Here is a 22,634-nt window from a genome sequence, read left to right as displayed (position 1 = left end):
CAGGGTTATTGGCTTGCTGGTCTGTAATGTGGTAGTTTGTATGCGCACGGTTTCTATCCTCCATTGGCAAATAGATGATACGAAACCGTGCCCTGTTTTTAGAAGTCAACTGAAGTTTTCAGGTTAAACCAGCCGTTTTACGGCTAAAACCGGGGATTTTAACCACGAAACACACGAAAGACGACAAAGACAACGGCAAGCAAACATTGCGAAGTTCCTCCGTCGGTGTTTTTTCCTTTTTTGCGATCGCAGTGTTTCGTGTGGTTCGTGTGTTTCGTGGTTAAAAGTCGTTGAGCCTGTTTCCGGTTTCGTGATTTTAAGCCTATAACAATGCGGGTTCTCCCAATACAGTGAAATTAACCTGAAAGTTTCAGTTGGTTGCGGGATTCGGCGAAAAATCGCTTCATACTGCCTTCACAAAACTATCCTTTCGTGCTGTGAAGCGCGCGCGGATAATTTTGTCCGGCATTATTCTGCGCTTTTTCGCCTCGGTCCTCGCAACCAACTGAAACATTCAGGTTAAAAACAGATAAACGGTTTTGCGACCGGAGAGTCAAAAACAAGGCATTGCCATATATTATCGGATTCCCATTCCCAGCCGCGCACTATAAACGCCAGCGAGCCGTTGAAGTTAACAGCCTGCTCAAGCGAGTGCCGGGACAAAAATTGGTTTATTTTGCCGCCGTCGGCTATCGCCATAAAAGAAGGAGTCTTGCCGGAAAATCCGTTCAGCACGACAAGCGGAGCCGCCCCCTTCGCCTGAAAACGCCATGCTTTGATGGAAAGTTTCTTGCGCATGTATTCCATCATCGTCAGTTTCGTGTCATTTTCCCAGTCAAAGTCTCCAATTTTTTCCGGTGATGCGCTGTAAAATTCTATGACGGCTTTTTTTAGTTTCGCCAATTCGCTGCCGGTTATTTCAGTACATTCGGCGGAGGAAAGTTCCCGCCATTGCTTCAGCGCGGGCGCGGATTGCGACAGCACAAACAACTGTGTTTCATTATTGAAAAATCCCCTGCCGTCGGCTTTGGGCTTGGGGGTAAACTCGGCCATGAATTCACTAGTATCAACGCAGGCAAGTCCGGTCATTTTTCCTTTATAAGTTATTTTGCCGTTGACAAATCCCTTGGCAGGCAAACCTATCTTGAATGGCGGATTTAATTCCCTGTCGGTGAAATGGCTCACCTTTCCGCCCCTGATAGTTTCCGAACTGGCAGAAGGCATGCTCTTGATATATACAGCAGGCAGTGTTCCCAGGTAAAATGCGAACGGCGATTGAAGGATTTTCTCCCTGTACTCCCGAAGCTCAGCTTCGGCGGCTTCGGCTTCTTTTTTAGAGACAACTTCCGCGCGGACAGTTTGAATTTCCGCATTGGGGCCGCCAAGCAAACGCGGCACACTGTTTTCGTCAATGCGCACAGATGGCCTTTCGCCGCTGGCGTTTTCTGAACCACAAACGGTCCGCGGTTGCGCACAGAGGAAAGCAGCAATTGCGATTGCTGTCATCCACATGTTTTTACGCTCCGTCATAAACATGGCATTGTTCTCAACCGTCTCCCTGCATGGTGTTTTAGCGTCTGAACAGAAATTCGTTGCAGCCGGTGCAGGAAGGGGATATTTTCGCCAGCAGGCCCTTGCCGGAGGGGATTGCAAGCCGGGTAACCTCTTTTTCCAAAACGGCGCCGCGCGCTTCCATGAAGGATTGTATTTCGGCAAAAGAGGCGCATTCGTATGGCCAGCCGCCTATCCAGTCAACCGCGTCGTAGAAGACATTCATGCCGCGCTCGCGCCGCAGGTTCAGTGTCCCGCGCCGCGCCGCGTAAGCCGCGCAGGCGGCGGTTCCCCAGGCGGCCTCCATGAACGGACGCGCCGCCGGGTGGAAATTGTAAAACTTTTTCATGGCGGTCCAGAACGGCGCCGCCGGCGTTTTGTTGTAGAGCGCCACGGCCAGCCGCCCTCCCGGATTGGACATGCCCAGCGCCGCTTCAAGCGCGCGGAACATTCCGCCGGTGTGGTGCAGGACCCCCCAGCTGTAGACGATATCCCCTTTGATGTTGAGGCCGGGCGCGAGTATGTCGCCCCGGAAAATATCCCAGCGGGCGGCCATATCCGCGCCGAACCTGCTCCTGACCAGCGTGGCCGCCTCCACGCTTTGCGCGTCATAGTCAAAGCTTACGGCTTTTGCCGCGCCCAGCCGCAGCGCCGCCAGCGAGAATATGCCGCTCCCGCAGCCCGCGTCCACGAAAATTCTGCCCTGGAAATCCTCCGCCGGCAGAAAACGCAGCAGGCTGCGCCGGGAGTCCTCTATGACGGAATCGTCCACGGCGTTTGCGGCGAAGTTAAGCCAGTTGCGTCCGAAGGAAAAACGCGGGTCGCTCATCTTTTTGTGTATTTTGCCGTCAACGTTCCCCGCGCGAGGATATGGCCTTTCATGGCGGACTCAATGTCGCGGCGGGAGGCTCCGGCCTCAAGCAGCAGTATGCAGTCCAGCGCGCATACATGGAAAACATACCGGTGCGTCCCCGACGGAGGGCAGGGGCCGTCGTAACGGTCGTTTCCGAAATCGTTCTTGCCGTAGACCGCGCCCTGTGGTGCGCCGGCTGTCTCTAAAACGGCGGAGGAGACGGCTATGTTGAACGCCGCCAGATGCAGCCATGTGCCGGACGGAGAATCCGGGTCGTCCATTATGACGGCCAGTGATTTTGCCTTTGCCGGAATGCCGCCCAGTTTCAGCGGCGGGAATTTATTCCCGCCGTTACAGGCGTATTCGTCCGGTATGATTCCGCCGGCGAAAGCCGGGCCTTCCGCGGACAGCGCGTCCGTGCCTCCCGCCCCGCTCTGCCGTGCGCAGGCGAAGCAGGCCAGGCAGAAAACAAGCGCGGCGGACGCCTTCATCGGTATTCTATCCTGACGACGGTGAATTCCCTTGAACCCTTGGGCAGGGTTGCGGTGAATTTGTCCCCCTCCCTGCGCCCCAGTATGGATAGCGCCATCGGAGAACTGACCGATATTTTCCCCTGCTCCGGGTCCGCCTCGTCCGCGCCGGAGAGGGTGTAGGCCGTCTGCGCGCCGTCGGGGGTTTGCAGGGTTACGGTCGCGCCTATGCAGGCTTTGGTCTTGTCCACCTTCACGTCGTCTATAAGCCGTGCGCCGCGCAGCCGGGATTCCAGTTCCTCAATGCGGCGCAGGGTTACGGCCTGTTTTTCCTTGGCGTAGGTGTAGGCCGCGTTTTCGCGCAAATCGCCCTGGGAGGCGGCCTCGCCTATTTCGGCGGAAAGCTCGGCTTTTTCCTTGCGCAGATTGTCCAGCTCGTTGCGGAGTTTTTCATAACCCTCGCGCGTTATATATGCGGTTTCCATTCAACCTCCCCGTATCGTGATATGAAAGAACCAGCCTTTCCGCGAGGATTGGGCGCTGTCAACGTTTACGGCGTAGACGGTGCCGTCCGTGTTGCGTATCGTTCCGGTGCCGGAGCGGCTGTACCACTCTATCCCCCTGTAGCCCGCCTCAAAACTTACCCGCCGGGAATAGGCGTAGGAGAGCGAGACCATATAATCAATCTGCGTTCCGTCGGCGGTATAGAGCACGTTTTGCGCGCCGTTGGTGCGCCAGTTCCAGTAGCCTTCCCCGGTGTATTTCATGCCGGGCCACCAGCTTATCGTGCCGTAAAGCGACCATCTGGGGCGGATTATAAGCCTTTCCCGCGCGCCTATTTTCATGCCTTCCCAGCGGACATTGTAATGCGAGTTCATGCCGGATATCGGGCCGACCTCTGTCGGCGGCTTATAAGGCGGTGATTTTGTGTCCGGCTGGTCCGACAGCAGCTGGCTGCCGTTGGTCAGATGAAGCGAGTCGCTGTAGCCGGAATATCCCACAAACAGGTCCAGCGTCCCCAGCCCGCGCCTGTAGCCGAAAGTGTCCACCGTATGGTAAAGCAGCCGGTAATAAACCGCCGCAGAGGCTATTTTGGAGGAACCGTCCAGTTTCGCGCGGACCGCGGAATAATCGCGCATATCGGGGTTGTGCCAGACCGTCGGATTCGGCGAGGGGGTGAAGTACAAATCCCCGCCGGGGCGGCTGTACCAGTCGTGAATATATCCCGGTCCGTCGTCCACCCCGGCAAAGCCGTATTCCGCCCCCAGCGAGAACCCGTGCTTGAGTTTCAGCTCCGCGGAAAGCATGTACCACACGCAGTCTATGCCGCTGAAATCCAGGCTGGTGCCGGCGCTGCCGCCGCCTTCCGCCGGCGGCTGGTAAAACGGCCTGTACGGTGCGGAGGTTTGCACATGGTCCCGCCCCACAGTCGCCCACGGGCCGAAGCTGACTGAAAGTCTGCCGTTGTCAAAACGGGTATTGGGCGGCGGGGGCGGATTCATCAGTTCATATTCCCCCCCCATCGCGCCTTCCGAAAAAACAAAAAGCGCTGCAGCGAAAACAAACGCGCGCATCATTCTGAAATTATATGAATTTGGGCGGGTGTCCGATAGATTCACAAAGCGCTTGACAACTTTCCCGAACCTGCTATAATATCAGTGTACTGGCACGCTAGTACACATGGCGCCAGGCAAAACGGAAAGCTAAAGGAGAAAAAAGGACATGAAAAAAGTTACGATAATCGCAGCCGCGGCATTGCTGGCGGCGGGCCTGTGCGCCATGCGCGCCGGCGCGGGCGGCGGCGCGGATATCTCGCTGAATTATTCGCTGGAGTATTCGCTTGTGGCCGGCGGACACAAGGCCAAGGGCGAGATAGCGACCCCGGAAGGCAGGGAAAACATCGTCGAGCTGCCGAACGGAAAATTATCAATGCGAATAAGCCCTACAAACGCGGATTCCGCGAAAATAGATGTTACGGTTTATGACGCTCACGGCAATGTAGAGGCCGCGACGGCTGTCACCGCGCGGAAAGACAGGGAGGCGTCCGTGTCGCTGAAAAATTATGCCGTGGAGATTTGCGCGCTTACCGTCAAACCGGCATGGGATTACGCCAACGCCTGGCGTTACTGATTGGATAAAGGCGATGCCTGCCGGAAACCCCGGTTTCCGGCAGGCTGCAAGGAGCCGCGATGATTAAAATAGATCCAGCGTTGCCCGTGCCGATAAACGAGCAGATAAAATCCGCCGTAAAAGGCCTTGTCGCGCGCGGGCTGCTGCGCCCCGGCGACAAGGCGCCCAGCGTGCGCGCGCTGGCGCTGGAGCTTAAGGTGAACCCAAACACCGTTGCGCGCGCGATGCACGAGCTTACGCTGGAAAACATTCTGGAAGCCCGCCGGGGCGAGGGGGCCTTCATCTCGGCGGAGGCGCCGCGCAAAAGCGCGCGCATAATAAAGGAAGCCGCCGCCGGTTTCGCCGAAGCGCTTCAATTGGCCAGGCGCGCCGGGCTTTCGTGGGCCGACATAGACGTTGAAATTTCCAAATGCCGCAGGGAGGAGAAATGACCGCTCATAATTTCGCGGTGAAAGCCGCCGGGGTGCGTAAAAGTTTCGGCAGAAAATCCGTGCTGCGCGGTGTTGATTTTGAGATTGAGCCGGGCCGCGTGGCGGGGCTTTTGGGGCTGAACGGGCAGGGGAAGACAACCCTTATAAAAATCCTGCTGGGCATCACGGCGGCGGACGAGGGCTGCGCGGAAGTCTCCGGCGTCGAGGCAGACTCAGGCGGTAAGGTCCGGCTCGCTGCGGGGTATATACCGGAGCGTCCGGCATTCCAGCCGTTTATGACGGCGGGCGAGATTTTCGCCTTCCGTTCAAGATTTTATCCGACGTGGAACCATGAAAAAGCTGCCGCGCTGGCCCGCAGGCTTGGTCTTGACTTGAATCTGCGCGCCGGCAAAGCCAGCAAGGGCGAGACGGCGAAAATCGCCTGGGTTTGCGCCGCCGCGCATAATCCCGATGTGTTGATTCTGGACGAGCCTGCCAGCGGGCTTGACGCCCTTGCGCGGGAGCAACTGCTCTGCCGGCTTATAGAGGAGCTCTCGTCCGAGGGAAAGACAATACTTGTCGCCAGCCACCGGCTGGAGGATATGGCGGGAATTCTGGATGATATCCTGCTTTTGTCCGGAGGGCGGATTGCCGGCATATACGACGCGCACGGATTGTCCGCGTCGGCGCGCAGAATAACCGGCAGGGCAAGGCAGGGCGCGCAAATGCCGCAATCGCCTCTGCTTGTTCCGCTTGAAAGCGAGCTGCCGCTTCTGGCTTTCGCCGCGTTGGACGATGCCGCAATAAAAGCGGTTCATGAAAGCGGCGTTCTGGAAAATGCGCAGGAAGAGCCGCTCGGGTTCGCAAAAATTCTGGCCGCGCTTTTGTCGCTGGGCGGCAACGGAAGCGGACTCTCCGTAAAAGGAGAAATTCTATGACCTTAAACGCGGTTTTTGTCCGGCTGCGCGAAATCAGCGCGCTTGTGAAGCTGGAATTGCGCAAGCACAGACTGCTGTTCTGGGGGCTTGCCGCAGCTTACGCGCTGGTGCCGCTTGCCGCTGTCGCGGCGGGCAGATTGTCGAAACAATGGGCCGATTCTGCTCCGGCGGCGGTATTGCTTCTGGCTGCTGCGGGCGTGCCGTTTGCCGCGTTGGTATTAGGTCCGGCTATGGGCGCGGCGGCGCGGCGTGACTGGAGGACAGATGAATCATTGCCCGTTGCTCCGACGAGTCGATTGTTTGCCGGCCTTTTCGCGGCAGCGATATTTCTTGCCCTGCTGTGCGTTATGATTGCGGCTTGTGCCAGCGGTTATGCCGCCAAAATCGGGAGTCCGGAATTTGCCGCTTTCGCTTATTACTGCGGTCTGGGGCAGTCTCCGTTTTTGAGGATGATACCGCTTGGTGCCGCGCCCGCGCTGGCCGCGTTTGCGCTGTTGCCGTCGGCTTTCCTGATGAGCTGGCTTACCGGCGGCGCCGTGGTCGGCGCGGCGCTTGCATTGCTTGCGAATTCCGGCGCGGCGCTGGCTGTGCTGTTCGCCTTCCGGATTAATGTCGTCAACGATGGTCTGTATTATTCCCGTGCCGGAGTGTGGGCGGCGTTGATTGCGGCAACGGTTTCACTGGCGGGAGTATGGTATTTTGCGCGCACCTCAGGCAGGTCGGCGGGGCTTTCGCCCGCGCGCGCCGCGGGGGCAGCGCTGGTTCTGGCTCTGCCGCTGCTGGGCGGGCTGCTTGCGCTGGCGGGCGGGATGCGCGGCTTGAAAAACGCGCTGATGCCCAGGTTTTATGAGTCGTATCCCTTCCTCGGAAAAACCGAAATTGGCGAAGCCGACGGCGTAGTGGCGCAAGGCCTTGCCGGAGATGCCCGCAAGGACGTTTATTTCCTGAGGCCGGACGGCTCTCGCATACTGCTTGTAAAACACGAAGGCCCGTTGCTTGGCGGCGTTGGCGGGTGGGGTTATATGGGGCAATGCCTTTTTTCGGCTGACGGCACATTGTGGCTGACGCTTGACCGCAAGGACGGCGCCGAATTGTACAGCGGACGTCCGGATGGCGAACTGAAATTGGCCGCCATGCTGCCATCTTTTCCCAACAGCTACAACCTTGTCCGAACTGATACAGGCATGGAGTTATTGCGGCATAAACGGCGCGTTCCCGCCGGCAAAAAAACCGGAACGGGGCCGGAGGAAAACGAATACTTTTATGCTGCGCTGCCTTTTGACGGTAAACCGCAATGGAAGCGGTTTGCCGGCGGCGTCAACGAATACATGGCTCGACAGGGCTATGCAAAATGGGACACACGATACGACGTCAAGACCTGCTCCGTATCGGACTCGCGGAACGAAAAAAGACGGACCTGGCGGCTTAACGACGGCAAATCCTGCAAATTTTTCGCCTCCGTCGGACGCATAAACACGGACAACGGCTGGCTGTTCGGCGCCAGTGTGCTGACTAAAGACGGCAAAACGGCTTCGGCGTTATTGCGTAAAGACGGCTCGGCGACAGTGATATGGCGAACATACTATCCGCATCAACTGCCCGGCGGCGGCATTGGCTTGCTGGGACTGACGGAGCCGGACGGAAAAGGAAACGCGATACATGCCGCCGGCAACAGCGTCTATTATACATTCGCCCCGGATGAGACAGCCAACCCTCCTCTGACGACATTACATCCTGTTGATGTTTTGCGCGCCCGCGCCGGATTGGTGTGGCATGTAACGGAGGAAACCGGCGAGACGCCTGCGAGATTTGTGAAATACGACCTGTCGGCGAAAAAAGAGATATTTTCCATCAAATTCCGCAAACATGACGGGTGGCATGCCGGAAAGGAAACGGTATGGCCGCCTTCGCCCCGGTTGAAGGAGTTTGAGGCATGTCCGTCGGGGGTTTTTGAGTTTTCAAACGGCGGCGTCCGGTTCTACGACTGGGACGGGCATTCCGTGAACATTAAGGCGGCGGGGTGAATTGTATGATTGCGAAAAACGCCTGTTTTATCTGTCTTGACGGAATGGCCGCGCTTGTGAAGCTGGAATTGCGCAAGCACAAAATGCTGTTTTGGGGCCTTGCCTCGGTTTACGCGCTGGCGCCGCTTGCCGCTGTCGCGGCGGGGAAAATTTCGCCGAAAGAATACGGAGATTTACCGGCGGCGGTATCGCTGTTTCTGTTTGCGGTCGGCGTGCCGTTTGCGGCGTTTGTGTTCGGCGGGGCGATAGGCGCCGCTACCCGGCGCGAATGGCGGGAAAGCGAAGGGCTGCCAGTCTCGGCGGAGAAGCGGGTATTCGGCGCGTTTGCGGCGGCGGGCATATTGCAAATGCTTTTGCTGCTTGTTGTTGTGGGGTTGTGCGCCGCCGCCTGGTTTTTATCAGAGGGCGGTTCAATAGGGGCCAGCGATCATTCTCACGACATGGCCGATACGGAAAACATGGTTGAAACGTTGTTGTTTTTCCGGCAGACGTTCATCGCGGGATTTATGCTGCTTGCATCGGCTTTTTTGAGCGGCTGGCTGGCAACAGGCGCTGTTGCGGCGGCGGCATTGGCATTGATTCTCAACGCCGGCACAATCGCCGCCGTCGGTTTTTCAATGGCCGCAATGCTGTATGACTGGAGTTATTCCTCGTATGCCTGGATATGGGCGGTTGCCGGGTCTTTTGCCGGGTCGGTATCCGGGATATGGTATTTTGCCCGCGTTATGGGCAGGTCTGTCGGATTCTCGCCCGCGCGAATTGCCGTTGCCGTTCTGGTCCTGTTGTTGCCGACGTTAAGCGGGCTGCTCTCGCTGTCCGCGGGCGTGCGCGCTTTCGAAAACACGGTGATTCCCCCCTCAGCGTCGGTTTGGGAAAATCCGTACGACGGATTGCCGCCGCAGGCGCGCGAATTGGCTGACGGCGTTCCGGCGCGGACTCTTGCGGGAGGGACGCTCGGCGGCATTTATTTCCTGAAACCGGATGGCTCGCGCACACTGCTTGTGGAGCGCAGGGGCCGGCTGCTTGAAGCGCGAAACGGCTGGGGCCACATCACAAGATATGCTTTCGCGGACGACGGCACGCTTTGGCTGCTGTATTCAGCCGGAGCGAACACGGAAATTTACGGCGGACGTCCCGACGGAAAACTAAAGCTGATTGCCTCGCTGTCCGGATACTACTCATACAACTATTATCTGGCCAAAACGGCAACAGGGATGGCGCTGGTTAAGGCGGGTGTCTCTAAGTCATCTGTCAAAAGAGCCGCCGGGAAAGCGCGTGAAACATCCGAGGATTTCTCCGCAGTTCTGCCGTTCGACAAACCGCAATGGAAACGGTTGGACGGGTGGGTTGGGAACAGGATTATCCCACAACCGCGACTGGACGGCAGGACATGTTCCGTCTCCGGCGCGCTGCCGGGCGGGAAAAGCCGGACGTGGCGGTTGAACGACGGCAAACCGTGCGGATTTTTTGAATCCGCCGGATTTATGCGAATGGAGAACGGCTGGACATTCGGCATCGGCTTGGAGAGTCGCGGCGGCAAGCCGGCCACGGCATTGCTGCGCGAAGACGGTTCGTCAACCATGATATGGCAAGGTGTCAAACTGCTATGGGGAAGCGAGCGTCCAGGCGGCGGCTTTTCGTTCACACATAAAGAGGCAGATGCATACAAACGCTACTCAATCGCGCCGGACGGCGTCACAAACCCGCCGACAGATGGAGGAGGAATCCCTTTGCGCGTTCGCGCGGGACAAATATGGTATTTCATGAATGAAACGGATAAGCAAGCGGCGGAGTTCGTGAAATATGACATCGCAGCCGGGAAAAATATTTTCTCCATAAAAATGCGGAAAGCCCCCGATTTTGATGCAATACGAGGGTCATATAGACATTTCACGCTGCCCTGTCCGTCCGGAATTTTCGAGTTTTTAGACGGCGATGTCCGGTTTTATGACTGGGAGGGCCGCTCCCGCGGTATTTGAGAGGTTTTTGTTAAAAATCGCACCACTGCTTGCCGGAGGCGGCGCGCTTTGCGGAATCTATGAACACGGTGCCCATCAGCACGGATTTGGTGTTGGCGTTATAGACCCAGCCGCCGGTTTCGGTTACTGCATCGGCGGGATTGGCGTAATTATCCTGTGTGATGACGCGCACCGCGGCGGACAGCTTGTGCCCCGGTATTTCCAGCGCCGGCAACTCTCCGAGGTAATCAGGCGACAGGCTTGTCAGGGAGGAGGGATAGAACCCCCTGTCCTCCTTGAACGCCTCCACCGCCGTGCGCACCAGCGACACGGTAAGCTCCGTGATATTTTCCCGTATGGCCGCCGCGGTCTTGCCGGAGGAGTAGGCCAGTTTCTGCCTGGCCAATGAAAGCGCCTGCTGCGCGCTTTCCGCGCGCGCGCGGAACAGGTCCCGCGCGCGGGTGCCGTAGGAGGCGGCCATCGCGTCGTTGCGCGGCGCGTTTCTGAGCGCGAACATCGCGGTTATGAGCGCGCGGTATTTGGAATCCTCCACGCGCTGGGCGTTTTTGCGCAACACGTCGAAATCCTTTGACAGCATGTCGGCGTTCTGGCGGAAATCCAGCAGCCCCCTGTCCTTGAGTTTGTAATTGAAGACGTCGCGCGCCAGTTGCCGGAAATTGTATATCGCGTTCATAAGCTCCAGCCGGGGCACGAAATCTTTGTTGGCGGCAAGCGCGGATATGGCGGCGACCGTCTCTCCCGTCTTGTCTATTTCCTGAAAAAAGGCCACTATGGAATCCTGCGGCACCCGCTGCTGTATATCCATGCCGCCAAGCAGGCGCGGTTTCACATTATCGTTGGGCAGCACGGGGCCGTCTTCCTGATATGTATACTGCGCCTGGCTTTGCGCGGAGGCGGGCTGGTAAGAGGGCGCGGGCGGCTGCTGCGCCCGCAGTCCGGGCGAAGACAGGACAACAAACAACACAGCCGCAAGAATACGCATACCAATAGTATACCCCCATTTTCCGCGGTTGGATAGCGCGGAATCCGCTATCCGGCCTAAACTCCCGGTTTCGCCGTTTTCTTATGCCATTGCCAGGCCGTGCGCACGATGGTGTCAAGCCCGGCGAACTGCGGTTTCCAGCCCAGTATTTTCACGGCTTTTGACGCGTCGCCAAGCAGCACGGGCGGGTCGCCGGGCCGGCGCGGTTTTTTTGTTACGGAGATTTTCCGCCCGGTAACCGCTTCGGCGGCGGCTATCACCTGCCGCACGGAAAACCCGTTGCCGTTGCCGAGATTGAAACAGTCGCTGGCCCCGCCGCCGTCCAGATATTGCGCCGCCAGCATATGCGCCGAGGCGAGGTCGCTTACGTGGATATAATCGCGTATGCAGGTGCCGTCGGGCGTGGGATAGTCGTCGCCGAACATGCCGACCGCGCCGCCGGAATCCGCCGCAGCCAGGATGTTGGGGATAAGATGCGTCTCCGGCGTGTGCAGCTCGCCCGTTTCCAGCTCCGGGTCCGCGCCGGAGGCGTTGAAATAGCGCAGCGCCGCGTAGCGGAAACCGTAAGCCGCAGAAAAGTCCGCCAGAGCCCTTTCCACCATCAGCTTGGTGCGCCCGTAGACATTTATGGGATTCTGCGGATGGTCTTCGGTAAGCGGTATTTTAAGCGGCATGCCGTAGGTGGCGCAGGTTGACGAGAATACGAATTTCCCGACTCCCGCCCGCCGCATGGCGGACAAAACCGATATCGCGCCGGCGGCGTTGTTGCGGTAATACTTTTCCGGGTCGGACATGGATTCGCCCACTTCTATGAACGCGGCGAAATGCATTACGCAGTCAACCTTGTATTCGCGGAGAGCCTGCTCCAGCCGCGCCGTGTCCAGTATGTCGCCCTCCACAAATTCCCCCCATTTCAGGTTTTCCCTGTGGCCGGTGGAGAGATTGTCATAGACCACGGTTTTCATTCCGCTTTTGGCCAGCAGCTTGTTGACATGCGAGCCGATATAGCCCGCGCCTCCGGTAATCAGTATCATGTCGGGCCCCTTATTTGTCAAGCAGCACGACCACGCCGTAGCGCGGCAGCGTCAGCGCGGCTGCGTCTTCGCCTGTCAGCAGCGATTTCATTTTCCGCGGCAGCGCGAAGCGCGCCTCATCGCCGCCGAAATTGATAAGTATGAATATCCGTCCGTTTTCGCTTTCGCGGGGGCAGACCTCCACCCCTTCGGGAACCGGGCCGAAGGCCGGTTTCACCCCGCTTTCCCCTGCCAGCCGCCGCGCCAGCGAGGCGAGCAGCGCGTCGTCCAGAACCGCGCCGATATAGGTTATGCCGCCTTTGCCGTAATCGCGGCTCAGCACGGCGGGGGCGCCGTCCAGCCAGCCGTTGGACTTGCCGTATGAAAGCAGCGTCTTCGCGCCGGCGGCGGAGGCGCTCAACTGCTCCGCCCATACGGTTGCCTGTCCGCTTCCCAGCTCGCCGGAGACGGGAACGGCTTTCTCAAGCGCGTAAAACTGTTCCACCCGCCCGCCCAGCGCGTCCGCCAGCCAGCCGGGCTGGCGCTGCGGAAGCAGGGCGTTGAATTCGTCTTTCATGGCGGCGCGGGGGCCAAGCACAAGACGCCCGCCGCCCCGGACATAATCGGCCAGACGCCGCGCCGTCTCCTGCGGCAGCATGTTCAGGCTGGGCGCGACGATGACGGCGTAGCCGTCAAAACTCTCTGCGGGATTGATTACGTCCACGGACTGCGACACGTCCCTGAACGCCTTGTAGAAGTTTTTCAGGACCGCGAACTGGTCGTAGGCGGCGGTATGCTGCTGGAAGTCAATCGCCCAGCGGTTTTCGGGGGCGTAGAGAAACGCAATTTTGGACACGGGGCCGGTCCCGCTAATCAGCTTGCCCGCTTTTGCGAATTCCTCGCCGATTTGTCTGACCTCGTCATAGACCGGCACGGGCGAACCGTCGGCTCCTACGAGTGTGCCGTGGTACTGCTCCTGCCCGTTTAACGCGCTGCGCCACTGCCAGTAGGACACCGCGTCCGCGCCGTGGCCCACCGCCTCCCAAGCCAGCGCGCGCGTCTCGCCCTTGTCCAGGCTGCTGTTGACGGCGAACCAGTTGACCATGGCCGGCTGGGTTTCCATCACCCAGAAGTTCCGGCGTTTGAGGCCGCGCGTGTAGTCGTGCTGGAGGCCGTTGTAGGCCGGGTCGGCGTGGCCGGTTACGATGTAATCGTCCCAGGCGGCGAGTGTGAGATTTTTTGCCACCGGATAGCCGTCAAACGCCGGCAGCAGAAATCCCAGGAAATTGGAGGTGATGAACTGGCCGGGGGAGGCGTGTTTGCGTATCTCGTCCAGCTGGTTCTGCTGATAGTCCGCCCAGACGACATTGCCGAAGCGGTTTGCTTCCAGCCGCAGGGCGGGGTTGTTGATGCTGTCGGGCCCGGCGGAGGGCGTTCCCGCCCACACCCAGTTCAGCCGCTCCGCGGGGCTGTGGTATGCGGGGGCAAACGGGATTTCGTTCCAGTCGTCGTATGTCTGGCTCCAGTAGCGTGTGGCCCAGCGGTTGTTTATATTGTCCAGCGAGCCGTATTTGTCCTTCAGCCAGCCCCGGAACAGGTTCGCCGTGTGCGGGTCATAGGAGAGCTGGCAGTACTCGTTGTCAATCTGCCAGCCGATGACGTTGGGGTCGTTGCCGAAACGTTTTGCCATCTCGCCCGCTATTTTGCGGGACAACTCGCGGTATCTGGGGTTTGTGAAAGAGAACTGCTGGCGGTTGCCGTGGGCGGCGGTTTTTCCGTTTTCGTCAATGCGCAACGTTTCGGGATACTTTCTGGTCAGCCAGGCCGGCGGCGCGGCGGTCGGGGTTCCCAGCACTATGTAAATGTGATGCGCCTCGGCCTTGCGTATGGCGGTGTTGAGCCAGTCAAGGTCATATGCGCCTTCGGAGGGTTCCATCGCGCTCCACGCGAACTCGCCGATTCTGGCGACGGTGATATGCGCGGCTTCCATTCTGGCGAGGTCCTGGTCCCACTGGGACTGGGGCCATTGTTCGGGATACCATGCCGCGCCCAGCAGTATTTGCCCGCGGCTGGGGTCGGTCCCGGCGGCGGAGGCCGCGCCCGCAAGGCACAGCAGCGCGGCGGCCAGCGGCAGAAGTTTTTTTATTCCCATATTCAGCTCCTTTTGAATTGCGGTGTCCCGCTATTTACCGGGCGCGACCAGAACCGTTGCCGTGTGCGGCGTTTTCCGCCCGTACTCCCGCGCGGTTTCTTCTGCGGCGGCTGCGCCGGTCCCGGGGCGCGCCAGCGCCACGATGCTGCCGCCGAAGCCGCCGCCTGTCATGCGCGCGCCGTAAACGCCGGGCTGCCGCGACGCGATGTCCACCAGCAAATCTATCTCCGGGACTGAAACCTCGTAATCGTCCCGCATGGAGACGTGGGACCGGCGGAATAATTCACCCAGCGTTTCCATATCGCCTTTTTCCATGGCGCGGACGGCCTGCAGCACGCGTTCGTTTTCGGTTAGCACATGGCGAGCGCGGCGGTTCAGCGGTTCCGGCAATGCCTCAACGCGGGAAAGGCCGTCCGGCGGGATTTCGCGCAGCAGTTTGACGCCCAGCAGCGAGCAGGCTTTTTCGCATTCCGCGCGGCGGGTGTTGTAGCCGCCGCCGGAATTGGAATGCGACACTCCCGAATTGATGACCAGTATCTCCGCGCCTTCGGGAACGGGCACCCGCCTGTGGCTGAGGTCCAGCGTGTCTATAAACAATGCCGCGTCACGCCCCGCCAGGCTGGAGGCCATCTGGTCCATTATGCCCACCCGCGCGCCGACAAATTCATTTTCAACGCGCTGGCCCAGCCGGGCTATGGTCAAATCGTCAAGCGAAAGCCCGAAGGCCGCGCGCAGCGCGCGCAGCATGGACACCTCAAGCGCCGCGCTGGAGGAAAGGCCGCTGCCTATCGGCACATCCGAGGCGATGGCGGCCTCAAACCCGACGATAATGTGATTTTCGCGCGCCAGCAGCCATGTTACGCCCTTGATATAATCCGCCCATGTTTTGGAGCGTTCCTCCCGGCCCAGCTCGTAGGCGCAAACCGAGGCCTCTCCCCCCATGGCGCTGGAAAGCCTGACAGTTCTGCCGGCAACGGGCTGAAGTTTTACCGTGGTGCGCTGCGGAATTGCCATGGGCAGCACGTAGCCGCCGTTGTAATCGGTATGCTCGCCGATGAGGTTCACCCGCCCCGGCGCGGAAGCTGTAACCGCCGTCATCTTATCCATATATCGGGCCTGCTCCTGCCGGAGATTTCCATGCGGGGCCATTGCGGGTCCGCCGTCAGTATTTCCAGCCCGTCCTCGCCGAGGAGGACGGTGTCTTCCATTTTCGCGCCCGGAAGGCTGGGGTTCCAGGCTAGCGCGGTCTGCGGCTCAAGCCGGACTTCGCAGCCGGGCCGCGCAACTGCCTCGCGCGACAGATAACCGGTCGTGCCGCCCTGGTGATGGCGCAGCTGCTCGCCGGGGTATCCTGCGTCCGCGTATGCGGCGGCGATTTTTCCGAAAATATCCCCGAGGCTGGCTCCGGCGCGGGAATGCTCGAAGGCGGCGGCTTCCACTTTCGCCGCATCGTCCATCAGCCGGCGTTCCGCGTCCGAAGGGGCGCGGAAATAAACGAAGCGGGTCAGGTTCGCGTAAAGCCCGTGCCTGCGCCCGCAGAAAACCAGCATCGCCCTGCCGCCCAGCGGCGCGGTTGTGGCAATGGGATGGCGGTATTTTCCAACGCGGGATTCTCCGCCCGCCAGTATCAGCGCGGGCTCTATGCCGCGCGAAAGCAGCGCCCTTGCGCCCGCGCCGGCAAGCAGCAGCTCGCTCCAGCCGGGCTCCGCCTCTGAAAGCGCCTGACGCATCGCCGCTGCGGCGTCGCGTCCCAGGGCGCGGTAGCGCTCTATCTCCTGCGGCAGCAGCGACTGTTTGACGCGCGCAAGCCCGTCCGGCAGCGCGGCTTCGCCTGCGGCGGGACGGTCGCTGGCCACGGGCGCATATCCGGCTGCGGCCCGGACGAAATTATCGGTTGCGGCCTCGTCGGGCCAGTCGGGGGCGAAAATGTCAAAACCGGCGGGCAGCTCCTCGGCGCGGAGCCGCGCGGCTTCTATGGAATTGGTGAGAACCACGGCCTTGCCGGGAGTTATCAATACCTGCGCTATGCCGGTTTCGGCGGCAAGCAGCACGGTGTGGGAGGCTCCCGCGCAGGCCCAGTTGAACCAGTCCGTCCCGCGCAGCCGGACCGCGCCGATGCCGGCGGCGGCGATTGAGCGGCGCACGCGCTCCAGTTTTGCCGGGATTTCAGACATTTACTTTGACGGCCTGCAGTTCCGCCGCTTTTTCCTCGGGGAGGCAGTCGTTGGCGAACATGCCGGCGCCCAGCTCTGTTCCCGCGAGGTATTTAAGCCGCCCGGGGCTGCGCAGCGCCGGATAAATCTGCGCGTGCAGATGCGCTTCGGGATACTCCCGCGTGTTGACGGGCGACTGGTGGAACACCATCAGATAGGGAAAAGGCCGCTGCCAGAGCGCGTCGTATTTCATCAGCACCGTTTTCAGCGTCCGCGCGAGATCTTTGCGCTCCCGCGCGTCCAGCGCCGCAAACGACGGCGCGGCCCGCCTGGGCATCACCCACACCTCGTAAGGGTATCGCGCGCACACAGGCACGAATGCGGCGGCAGATTCCGTAACGGCCACGACTCTGCCGCCTCCGGCGATTTCCGCGGCGGCCATATCCTCAAGCAGTCCGCGGCCATGCTGCTGAAGGTGCTCGCGCTGCAATTCCAGTTCCCGCGCCGGGACGGGCGGCACAAACGGATACGCGTAAATCTGTCCGTGCGGGTGGTGCAGGGTAACGCCCATTTCCACGCCGCGGTTTTCAAACGGCATGATGTACTGGATGTTTTTGCGGGCGCTTATTTCGGCATATCTGTCCGCCCAGACGTCTATGAGGAGTTCCAGATGCTCCAGTTCCAGCCCGCTCAGGCTGGCCTTGGGGTCCTGGGTGAACACCACAACCTCGCAAACCCCGTCCGCCGGGCGGGATGGCACTCCGACATCGGGTTTTGCCGTGGCGCCCGGAGCCATTGAAGGAAAACGGTTTTCAAAAACCGCCGCGTCGTATTCTCCGGCGGGCAGCTCTGTCGGGAAATCTCCGGGGCGGCTTGGCGCGAGCGGGTTATATTCGGGGGGCGGCAGGAAGGTGCGGTTGTTGCGGTGGCTGGCATAGGCCACCCATTCGCCGCGCAGCGGATGCCAGCGCAGATGCGGGTCGGCTCTGACGGGCGTTCCGTCCGGGCTTGGCGCGCGCAGTTCCCGCGGTATCTCCCGGCGGGAATACAAAAACATGTACCGTCCGTCCGGCTTGGTTAAACCGAGCTTGTTCATAAAGGTATATTTCCCCGAAATCCGCCTGTCCCGTAATATTATACACTATCGCGCGGTGTTGCGGCTCCCGTGCGAAAAAGGTATAAAGTGTACTCGTGAAACCTATTTTACGGCGATTGTTTTTGCTTAAAACTGCGGGCGGGCGCGGCACTGCCGCCAGGACCGCGCTGTGCGTTGCGCTGGCGCTTGGCTCTGCATCCGCATTGTTTGCGGACGCGGACGGCGGCGGGCTGGGCGGCGCCTCCGGCATCATACGGATAGGCATTGTGGAGGCGCAGAAGGGCGCCGTGCTGGAAGCCGCAAGCGGCGCCAGCGCGGTGGACCTGGCCTCCGGCGCGCGCAAGCCGCTGCCGGCGGGAGCCAAACTCTCCGTCTCCCCGGACGAGAACGGCATCCGGCTGGGCGATTACGTTTTCGGCCCCGTAGTGCGCATAAGCGCGCAGGACGGGGCCGCCGGGTTCACCCGCGTCAACGACAGAAGCTACCGCGGCAGCATAATCTTCAAGAAAAAATCGGACAAGGCGATAACCGCCATAGAGGAACTGGGGCTGGAGGAATATCTCTACGGCGTCCTGCCTGCGGAAATGGGCGAGGACTGGCCGGAGGATGCCCTCAAGGCCCAGGCCGTGGTGGCGCGCACTTATGCGCTGTACAGCCTCAACCGCTTTGCGGATTTTGACCTTACTGCCGACGTTCGCAGCCAGGCCTACAGCGGCGCCGACAGGGACCACCCGAGGATAATGGAGGCCGTCCGCGCCACCTCCGGGCAGGTGCTTATGTGGAAAGGCGGGCTTGTGCATTCCTTCTTTCATTCCAATTGCGGCGGCAGGACCACGCCGTCCGTCTGGGGCGGCGACGAGATACGCCCCCTCAAGGGCGTCTACTGCCCCTACTGCAAGTATTCGCGAGACTATTCGTGGACGGTTTTTGTCCCGGAGGAAAAGCTGCTGGATTATCTGCGCGCGGCCTCCATACCGGTAAAGAAGCTGAAATCCATACGGATGCTCAAGCGCAACGGCGGCGGCAGGACAATCACCCTCCGGTTCAAAACCGATATCGGCGGCGTCAATGTCGACATGCACGACCTGCGCGCCTGCATGAGCGCGGAATTCAGAAGCACATACATAGTCCATATCCAGCCGGAGCGCGGCGGCTTCCGGTTTTCCGGGCGCGGCTACGGCCACGGCGTGGGCATGTGCCAGGACGGCGCGCGCAAAATGGCCTGGACGGGCAAAAGCTACAAGCAAATCCTGAAATTCTACTACCCGGGCGCTAAACTGGACAACTGGCATAATGAACCTTGACAGATTTGCCGCGCTGGGCTGCGAGCGGCTGGTTGCCGCATCTCCCGCAGAGCCCAGGGACAGCGCGCGGCTGATGGTTCTCTCCTCCGGCGGCATCGCGCACCGCTTTTTCCGCGATTTGCCGCAATATCTCAAAAAAGGCGACTGCCTTGTAGTAAACGACACCCGCGTTTTTCCTGCCCGGCTGGCGGGCCGCAAGCCCGGCGGCGGCAGCACCGAAATCCTGCTGGTCCGCCGCTGCGGCGCGCCGGACCGCTGGGCCGCCCTCTGTCGCGACGCCAGGCCGGGAATGAAAATAACTTTTGAGAGCGGCGCCCATGCCGAGGCTGTGGAACGGACGCCGGAGGGCGGGTGGATATTTTTGTTTTCCGTTCCGGACGCGCTGGAATTTGCGCGCGGGCATGGCAGGCCGCCGCTGCCGCATTATATCGCCAAGGCGCGCAAAAATTCCGGCGCCCCCCCGGAAAGCGAAACCGACAAAACCCGCTATCAGACCGTTTTCGCGCGGGAGGAAGGCTCCATAGCCGCGCCCACGGCGGGATTTCATTTCACGGACGGGTTATGCGCCGGATTGAAGGCCGCGGACGTTGTAATCGCGCCGGTTACGCTGCATGTGGGCTGGGGAACCTTCCGCCCGCTTTCCGGCGCGCCGGAAAAGCATAAAATGCTGCCGGAATACGCCAGCGTAAGCCAGCAGACCGCAGACGCCGTAAACCGCGCCCGCGCCGCCGGCGGCAGAATCATAGCCGTCGGCACCACCAGTTCGCGCACGCTGGAGACTTTCTGCGTAGACGGCGGCCTTTCCGCCGGGGAAGGCTGGGCGGATTTGTTCATCTATCCGCCTTACAAATTCAAGCTTGTTGACGGGCTTGTAACCAATTTCCATGTTCCCGGCTCCACGCCGCTTTGCATGGCGGCGGCGCTGGCGGGGGAGGACAATCTCTACGCCGCTTACGGCGAGGCCGTGCGCCTCGGCTACAGGTTCTATTCCTACGGCGATGCGATGCTGATTTTATGATACACCGCCCCTTTACCGTGATTGCGCGCGAATCTTCCTGCAAGGCCAGAACCGGCCTGCTGCAAACCCGGCGCGGCGCGGTGCGGACGCCGGTTTTCATGCCGGTGGCCACGCAGGCCAGCGTGAAGGCGCTCTCGGCGCAGGATGTGCTGTCGGCGAAAATAGAATGCCTGCTGTCCAACACATACCATCTTTACCTGCGGCCCGGAGTGGATATTCTGGAACGCGCCGGCGGGATAAGCGATTTCATGCGTTGGCCCGGCCCCGTGCTGACGGATTCGGGCGGGTTCCAGATATACAGCCTCTCCGATATATTCAAATTAAGCGATGAGGGCGCCAAATTCAACTCCCATCACGACGGCAGCCGGCATATGTTCACGCCGGAGAATGTGATTTCCCACCAGAGCAAAATCGGTTCCGCGATGTGGACATGCCTGGACGTCTGCCTGCGCAATCCGGCCAAAGAGGATGAAGCCAGAAAATCGCTGGAGATGACGCAGCGCTGGGCCTTGCGCGCAATGTCGGCCTTCCGCGCAACCGTGCCGGAAGACCGCATAGAAAAGCAGCCGGAGGGCTGGCGCGTTGAGACGCCGCTTTTATTCGGGATAATACAAGGCTCGGTGTATCCGAAGCTGCGTAAATCCGCCGCGCAGTTCATGGCGGAGAAACCGGTCCACGGCTTCTGCATAGGCGGACTTTCCGTCGGCGAAACCCCGGACGAGATGAACTCCGCCGTGGAAGCCGCCGTCGCCGAACTGCCGGACGCCGCGCCCAGATATTTCATGGGGCTTGGCACTCCGGCGGAGATTTGGGACTGCGTGGAGCGCGGCGTTGACATGTTTGACTGCGTCTGGCCCACGAGAAACGCGCGCAACGGCTCCGCCATGACCAGCGTCGGCCCGATTTCAATAAAAAACGCGCAGTACCGCGCCGATAATTCCCCGCTGGATGAAAGGTGCGACTGTTTTGCCTGCCGCACATACAGCAAAGCCTATTTGTGCCATCTCTACCGTTCGCGGGAGCTGCTCAGCCACCGGCTGCTTTCGCTGCATAATATCCGGTTTCTCAGCAGGATGATGGAGACTATCCGCTCCGCCATCGCAACCAACACTTTCGCCGAGGAGAAAAAACGCTTTCTGGCCGATTTCGGCAAGTCAAAAAAACCGCGTTAGGGGGAGATGTCATGGAACTCAAAAAAATACTGGAAGAGCGCCGCTCTTACCGCTCGCTTGAAACAGGGGTCGTAACGGACGAGCTTGTTAAAGAACTTGCGCAGGCGGCGGCGCTGATGCCCTCCTGCTACAACAACCAGCCCTGGCGTTTTGTGTTCGCGCGCGACGGGCAGGTTCTTAAAAAGCTGCATGGCGCGCTCTCGCCGGGCAACGAGTGGGCGCAGGCCGCGCCGCTGCTGATAGCGGTGTTTAGCAAAAAGGATTTGGACTGCGTCATAAAAGAGCGCGAGTATTACCTGTTTGACACCGGCATGGCCGCCTCCGCTCTTATACTGCGTGCCTGGGATTTGGGTTTTGTGGCCCACGCGATTGCGGGCTACGACCCCGCCGCCGTCGCCGCCGCGCTTAACATCCCGCAGGAATTCAACGTAATCGCGCTGATTGTGGTCGCAAAAAAATCCGCGTCCGGCCCGCTGCTGAACGAAAAGCAGGCCGCCGACGAGCCAAACCGCCCCCCCCGTCTCCCCTTCGAAAAATTCGCCTGGCTGGACGGATATAAAGCCTGATATCAGATAACCTGCGGCGTTATCCGCGCGATATGCGGTTGCGAGTTCGCGTTTTATCTTGAAGGTGCGCGCGAAAGACCGGTTTTACGCCAATGCCAGATACCAGTGCATTCGGGGAGAATGCGCGAGCCGGATTTTTTTATTTTCTCGCCCATTTCTTCGCCAAAGAAAAATTCAGCCAGTTCGGCTGCTTCGGCTTTGGTTTTGAATTTATAATCCGTTCTTATGGATGAGCGCGCGAAACCCTGACGCTCAAGGTAATTGTAATAAACCGCCAGTCTCCGGTTGGGAGGGGCGGGTTTGCGGCTACCGGTGCCAAGCGACTCTATTATCACTGCCGTCCCCCCTGCGATGAGAAGTCTTCTCATTTCGTCCAGAGCGGCGTCCACATGAGGCTGCCAATCCGCCATTGCACCCTGCGCCAGATAGCTTATGCTCCATGCCGAGATGGTTATGTCGGCGCAATTGTTGGGCAACGGGATTTTTCTGTTGTCTGCGGGTTTGAGCCGCCAGTTCCTGATGTCGGCCTTTTCAAGCTTTTTCCTCGCTACGGCCAGCATTTGGGTAGAATTGTCAAACGCCGTTATGCTTTTGCTTTCAGTCGCTAATATCAACGTAAGTCTGCCGGTTCCGGCGCCCAGTTCCGCAATATTTTTGCCGCGCCAATCCGCGATTTTGCGCAACGCGCGCGGAATATTTTCCTGACTTCGCCAACGGGACACCCAGTGGTTATTGACGGATAATGTTGTAAAGCTGCTGTTGTTCCGCGTCCATTCTCAATAACTGCTTCTTTCTTTCTCCGTGTTCCGGCGCATACTCCAAC

21 protein-coding genes are annotated in these 22,634 nt (G+C 59.9%); 9 read left to right on the top strand and 12 right to left on the bottom strand.

Going from position 1 to position 22,634, the window contains the following annotated elements; all coding sequences use genetic code 11:
• Nucleotides 1-519 precede the first annotated feature (519 nt).
• The 5 genes from WC421_11025 to WC421_11005 all read right to left on the bottom strand — a co-directional run bounded on the left by WC421_11025 (nucleotide 520) and on the right by WC421_11005 (nucleotide 4,451).
• On the bottom strand, nucleotides 520-1,089 hold the full coding sequence (locus tag WC421_11025) for a hypothetical protein (GenBank protein MFA5162760.1): 570 nt from the start codon (nucleotides 1,087-1,089) through the stop codon (nucleotides 520-522).
• Nucleotides 1,090-1,570: 481 nt separating this feature from the next.
• The gene (locus WC421_11020; GenBank protein MFA5162759.1) at nucleotides 1,571-2,380 is read right to left on the bottom strand and encodes a class I SAM-dependent methyltransferase; all 810 of its coding nucleotides are present in this window, start codon (nucleotides 2,378-2,380) and stop codon (nucleotides 1,571-1,573) included.
• Nucleotides 2,377-2,895 (bottom strand): YbhB/YbcL family Raf kinase inhibitor-like protein, encoded by a 519-nt coding sequence (locus WC421_11015; protein ID MFA5162758.1) that lies wholly within the window; start codon nucleotides 2,893-2,895, stop codon nucleotides 2,377-2,379. Before WC421_11015 ends, WC421_11020 begins: the two co-directional genes overlap by 4 nt.
• The gene (gene greA / locus WC421_11010; GenBank protein ID MFA5162757.1) at nucleotides 2,892-3,359 is read right to left on the bottom strand and encodes a transcription elongation factor GreA; all 468 of its coding nucleotides are present in this window, start codon (nucleotides 3,357-3,359) and stop codon (nucleotides 2,892-2,894) included. Before greA ends, WC421_11015 begins: the two co-directional genes overlap by 4 nt.
• Nucleotides 3,360-4,451: a hypothetical protein gene (locus WC421_11005; GenBank protein MFA5162756.1), complete on the bottom strand. Its 1,092-nt coding sequence runs from the start codon at nucleotides 4,449-4,451 to the stop codon at nucleotides 3,360-3,362.
• 145 nt (nucleotides 4,452-4,596) lie between these two features.
• On the opposite strand from WC421_11005, the gene WC421_11000 reads away from it, so the two are divergent.
• The 5 genes from WC421_11000 to WC421_10980 are packed head-to-tail and all read left to right on the top strand — an operon-like array spanning nucleotide 4,597 to nucleotide 10,355.
• Nucleotides 4,597-5,004: a hypothetical protein gene (locus tag WC421_11000; GenBank protein ID MFA5162755.1), complete on the top strand. Its 408-nt coding sequence runs from the start codon at nucleotides 4,597-4,599 to the stop codon at nucleotides 5,002-5,004.
• Between the two features lie 59 nt (nucleotides 5,005-5,063).
• The gene (locus WC421_10995) at nucleotides 5,064-5,435 is read left to right on the top strand and encodes a GntR family transcriptional regulator (GenBank protein ID MFA5162754.1); all 372 of its coding nucleotides are present in this window, start codon (nucleotides 5,064-5,066) and stop codon (nucleotides 5,433-5,435) included.
• Nucleotides 5,432-6,352, top strand: coding sequence for an ABC transporter ATP-binding protein (locus tag WC421_10990; GenBank protein MFA5162753.1), 921 nt, complete (start codon nucleotides 5,432-5,434; stop codon nucleotides 6,350-6,352). Before WC421_10995 ends, WC421_10990 begins: the two co-directional genes overlap by 4 nt.
• A complete protein-coding gene (locus tag WC421_10985; GenBank protein MFA5162752.1) occupies nucleotides 6,349-8,376 on the top strand; it encodes a hypothetical protein in 2,028 nt (675 codons plus the stop codon). The genes WC421_10990 and WC421_10985 overlap by 4 nt, the downstream gene beginning before the upstream one ends.
• Before the next feature lie 5 nt (nucleotides 8,377-8,381).
• A complete protein-coding gene (locus WC421_10980; protein MFA5162751.1) occupies nucleotides 8,382-10,355 on the top strand; it encodes a hypothetical protein in 1,974 nt (657 codons plus the stop codon).
• Nucleotides 10,356-10,365: 10 nt separating this feature from the next.
• On the opposite strand, the gene WC421_10975 is transcribed toward WC421_10980, so the two are convergent.
• From WC421_10975 to galT, 6 genes are read right to left on the bottom strand one after another with little or no spacing between them, the layout of a single operon-like run.
• Nucleotides 10,366-11,337 (bottom strand): hypothetical protein, encoded by a 972-nt coding sequence (locus tag WC421_10975; GenBank protein ID MFA5162750.1) that lies wholly within the window; start codon nucleotides 11,335-11,337, stop codon nucleotides 10,366-10,368.
• A gap of 56 nt (nucleotides 11,338-11,393) precedes the next feature.
• A complete protein-coding gene (gene galE / locus WC421_10970) occupies nucleotides 11,394-12,371 on the bottom strand; it encodes a UDP-glucose 4-epimerase GalE (protein ID MFA5162749.1) in 978 nt (325 codons plus the stop codon).
• A 10-nt stretch (nucleotides 12,372-12,381) separates the two neighbouring features.
• On the bottom strand, nucleotides 12,382-14,502 hold the full coding sequence (locus WC421_10965) for a beta-galactosidase (GenBank protein MFA5162748.1): 2,121 nt from the start codon (nucleotides 14,500-14,502) through the stop codon (nucleotides 12,382-12,384).
• A gap of 30 nt (nucleotides 14,503-14,532) precedes the next feature.
• Nucleotides 14,533-15,609 carry a galactokinase gene (gene galK, locus WC421_10960; protein MFA5162747.1) on the bottom strand — a complete coding sequence of 359 codons (1,077 nt, stop codon included), beginning with the start codon at nucleotides 15,607-15,609 and terminating at the stop codon, nucleotides 14,533-14,535.
• Entirely contained in the window at nucleotides 15,597-16,676 is a 1,080-nt protein-coding gene (locus WC421_10955; GenBank protein ID MFA5162746.1) for a M24 family metallopeptidase, read from the bottom strand. The genes galK and WC421_10955 overlap by 13 nt, the downstream gene beginning before the upstream one ends.
• On the bottom strand, nucleotides 16,669-17,751 hold the full coding sequence (gene galT, locus WC421_10950; protein MFA5162745.1) for a galactose-1-phosphate uridylyltransferase: 1,083 nt from the start codon (nucleotides 17,749-17,751) through the stop codon (nucleotides 16,669-16,671). The genes WC421_10955 and galT overlap by 8 nt, the downstream gene beginning before the upstream one ends.
• 122 nt (nucleotides 17,752-17,873) lie before the next feature.
• On the opposite strand from galT, the gene WC421_10945 reads away from it, so the two are divergent.
• The 4 genes from WC421_10945 to WC421_10930 are packed head-to-tail and all read left to right on the top strand — an operon-like array spanning nucleotide 17,874 to nucleotide 21,811.
• Complete coding sequence (locus tag WC421_10945) at nucleotides 17,874-19,055, top strand: SpoIID/LytB domain-containing protein (GenBank protein MFA5162744.1); 1,182 nt, start codon at nucleotides 17,874-17,876, stop codon at nucleotides 19,053-19,055.
• On the top strand, nucleotides 19,045-20,073 hold the full coding sequence (queA, locus tag WC421_10940) for a tRNA preQ1(34) S-adenosylmethionine ribosyltransferase-isomerase QueA (GenBank protein ID MFA5162743.1): 1,029 nt from the start codon (nucleotides 19,045-19,047) through the stop codon (nucleotides 20,071-20,073). Before WC421_10945 ends, queA begins: the two co-directional genes overlap by 11 nt.
• Entirely contained in the window at nucleotides 20,070-21,245 is a 1,176-nt protein-coding gene (gene tgt / locus WC421_10935) for a tRNA guanosine(34) transglycosylase Tgt (GenBank protein ID MFA5162742.1), read from the top strand. The genes queA and tgt overlap by 4 nt, the downstream gene beginning before the upstream one ends.
• 11 nt (nucleotides 21,246-21,256) lie before the next feature.
• On the top strand, nucleotides 21,257-21,811 hold the full coding sequence (locus tag WC421_10930; protein ID MFA5162741.1) for a nitroreductase family protein: 555 nt from the start codon (nucleotides 21,257-21,259) through the stop codon (nucleotides 21,809-21,811).
• Between the two features lie 53 nt (nucleotides 21,812-21,864).
• Here WC421_10930 and WC421_10925 read toward each other — a convergent pair whose 3' ends face one another.
• A complete protein-coding gene (locus WC421_10925) occupies nucleotides 21,865-22,533 on the bottom strand; it encodes a class I SAM-dependent methyltransferase (GenBank protein MFA5162740.1) in 669 nt (222 codons plus the stop codon).
• Nucleotides 22,534-22,634: the final 101 nt, after the last annotated feature.

The sequence above is a fragment of the Elusimicrobiales bacterium genome (assembly GCA_041651175.1).
Lineage (GTDB): Bacteria > Elusimicrobiota > Elusimicrobia > Elusimicrobiales > Elusimicrobiaceae > JAQTYB01.
This window is presented reverse-complemented; position numbering and strand designations above follow the sequence as displayed.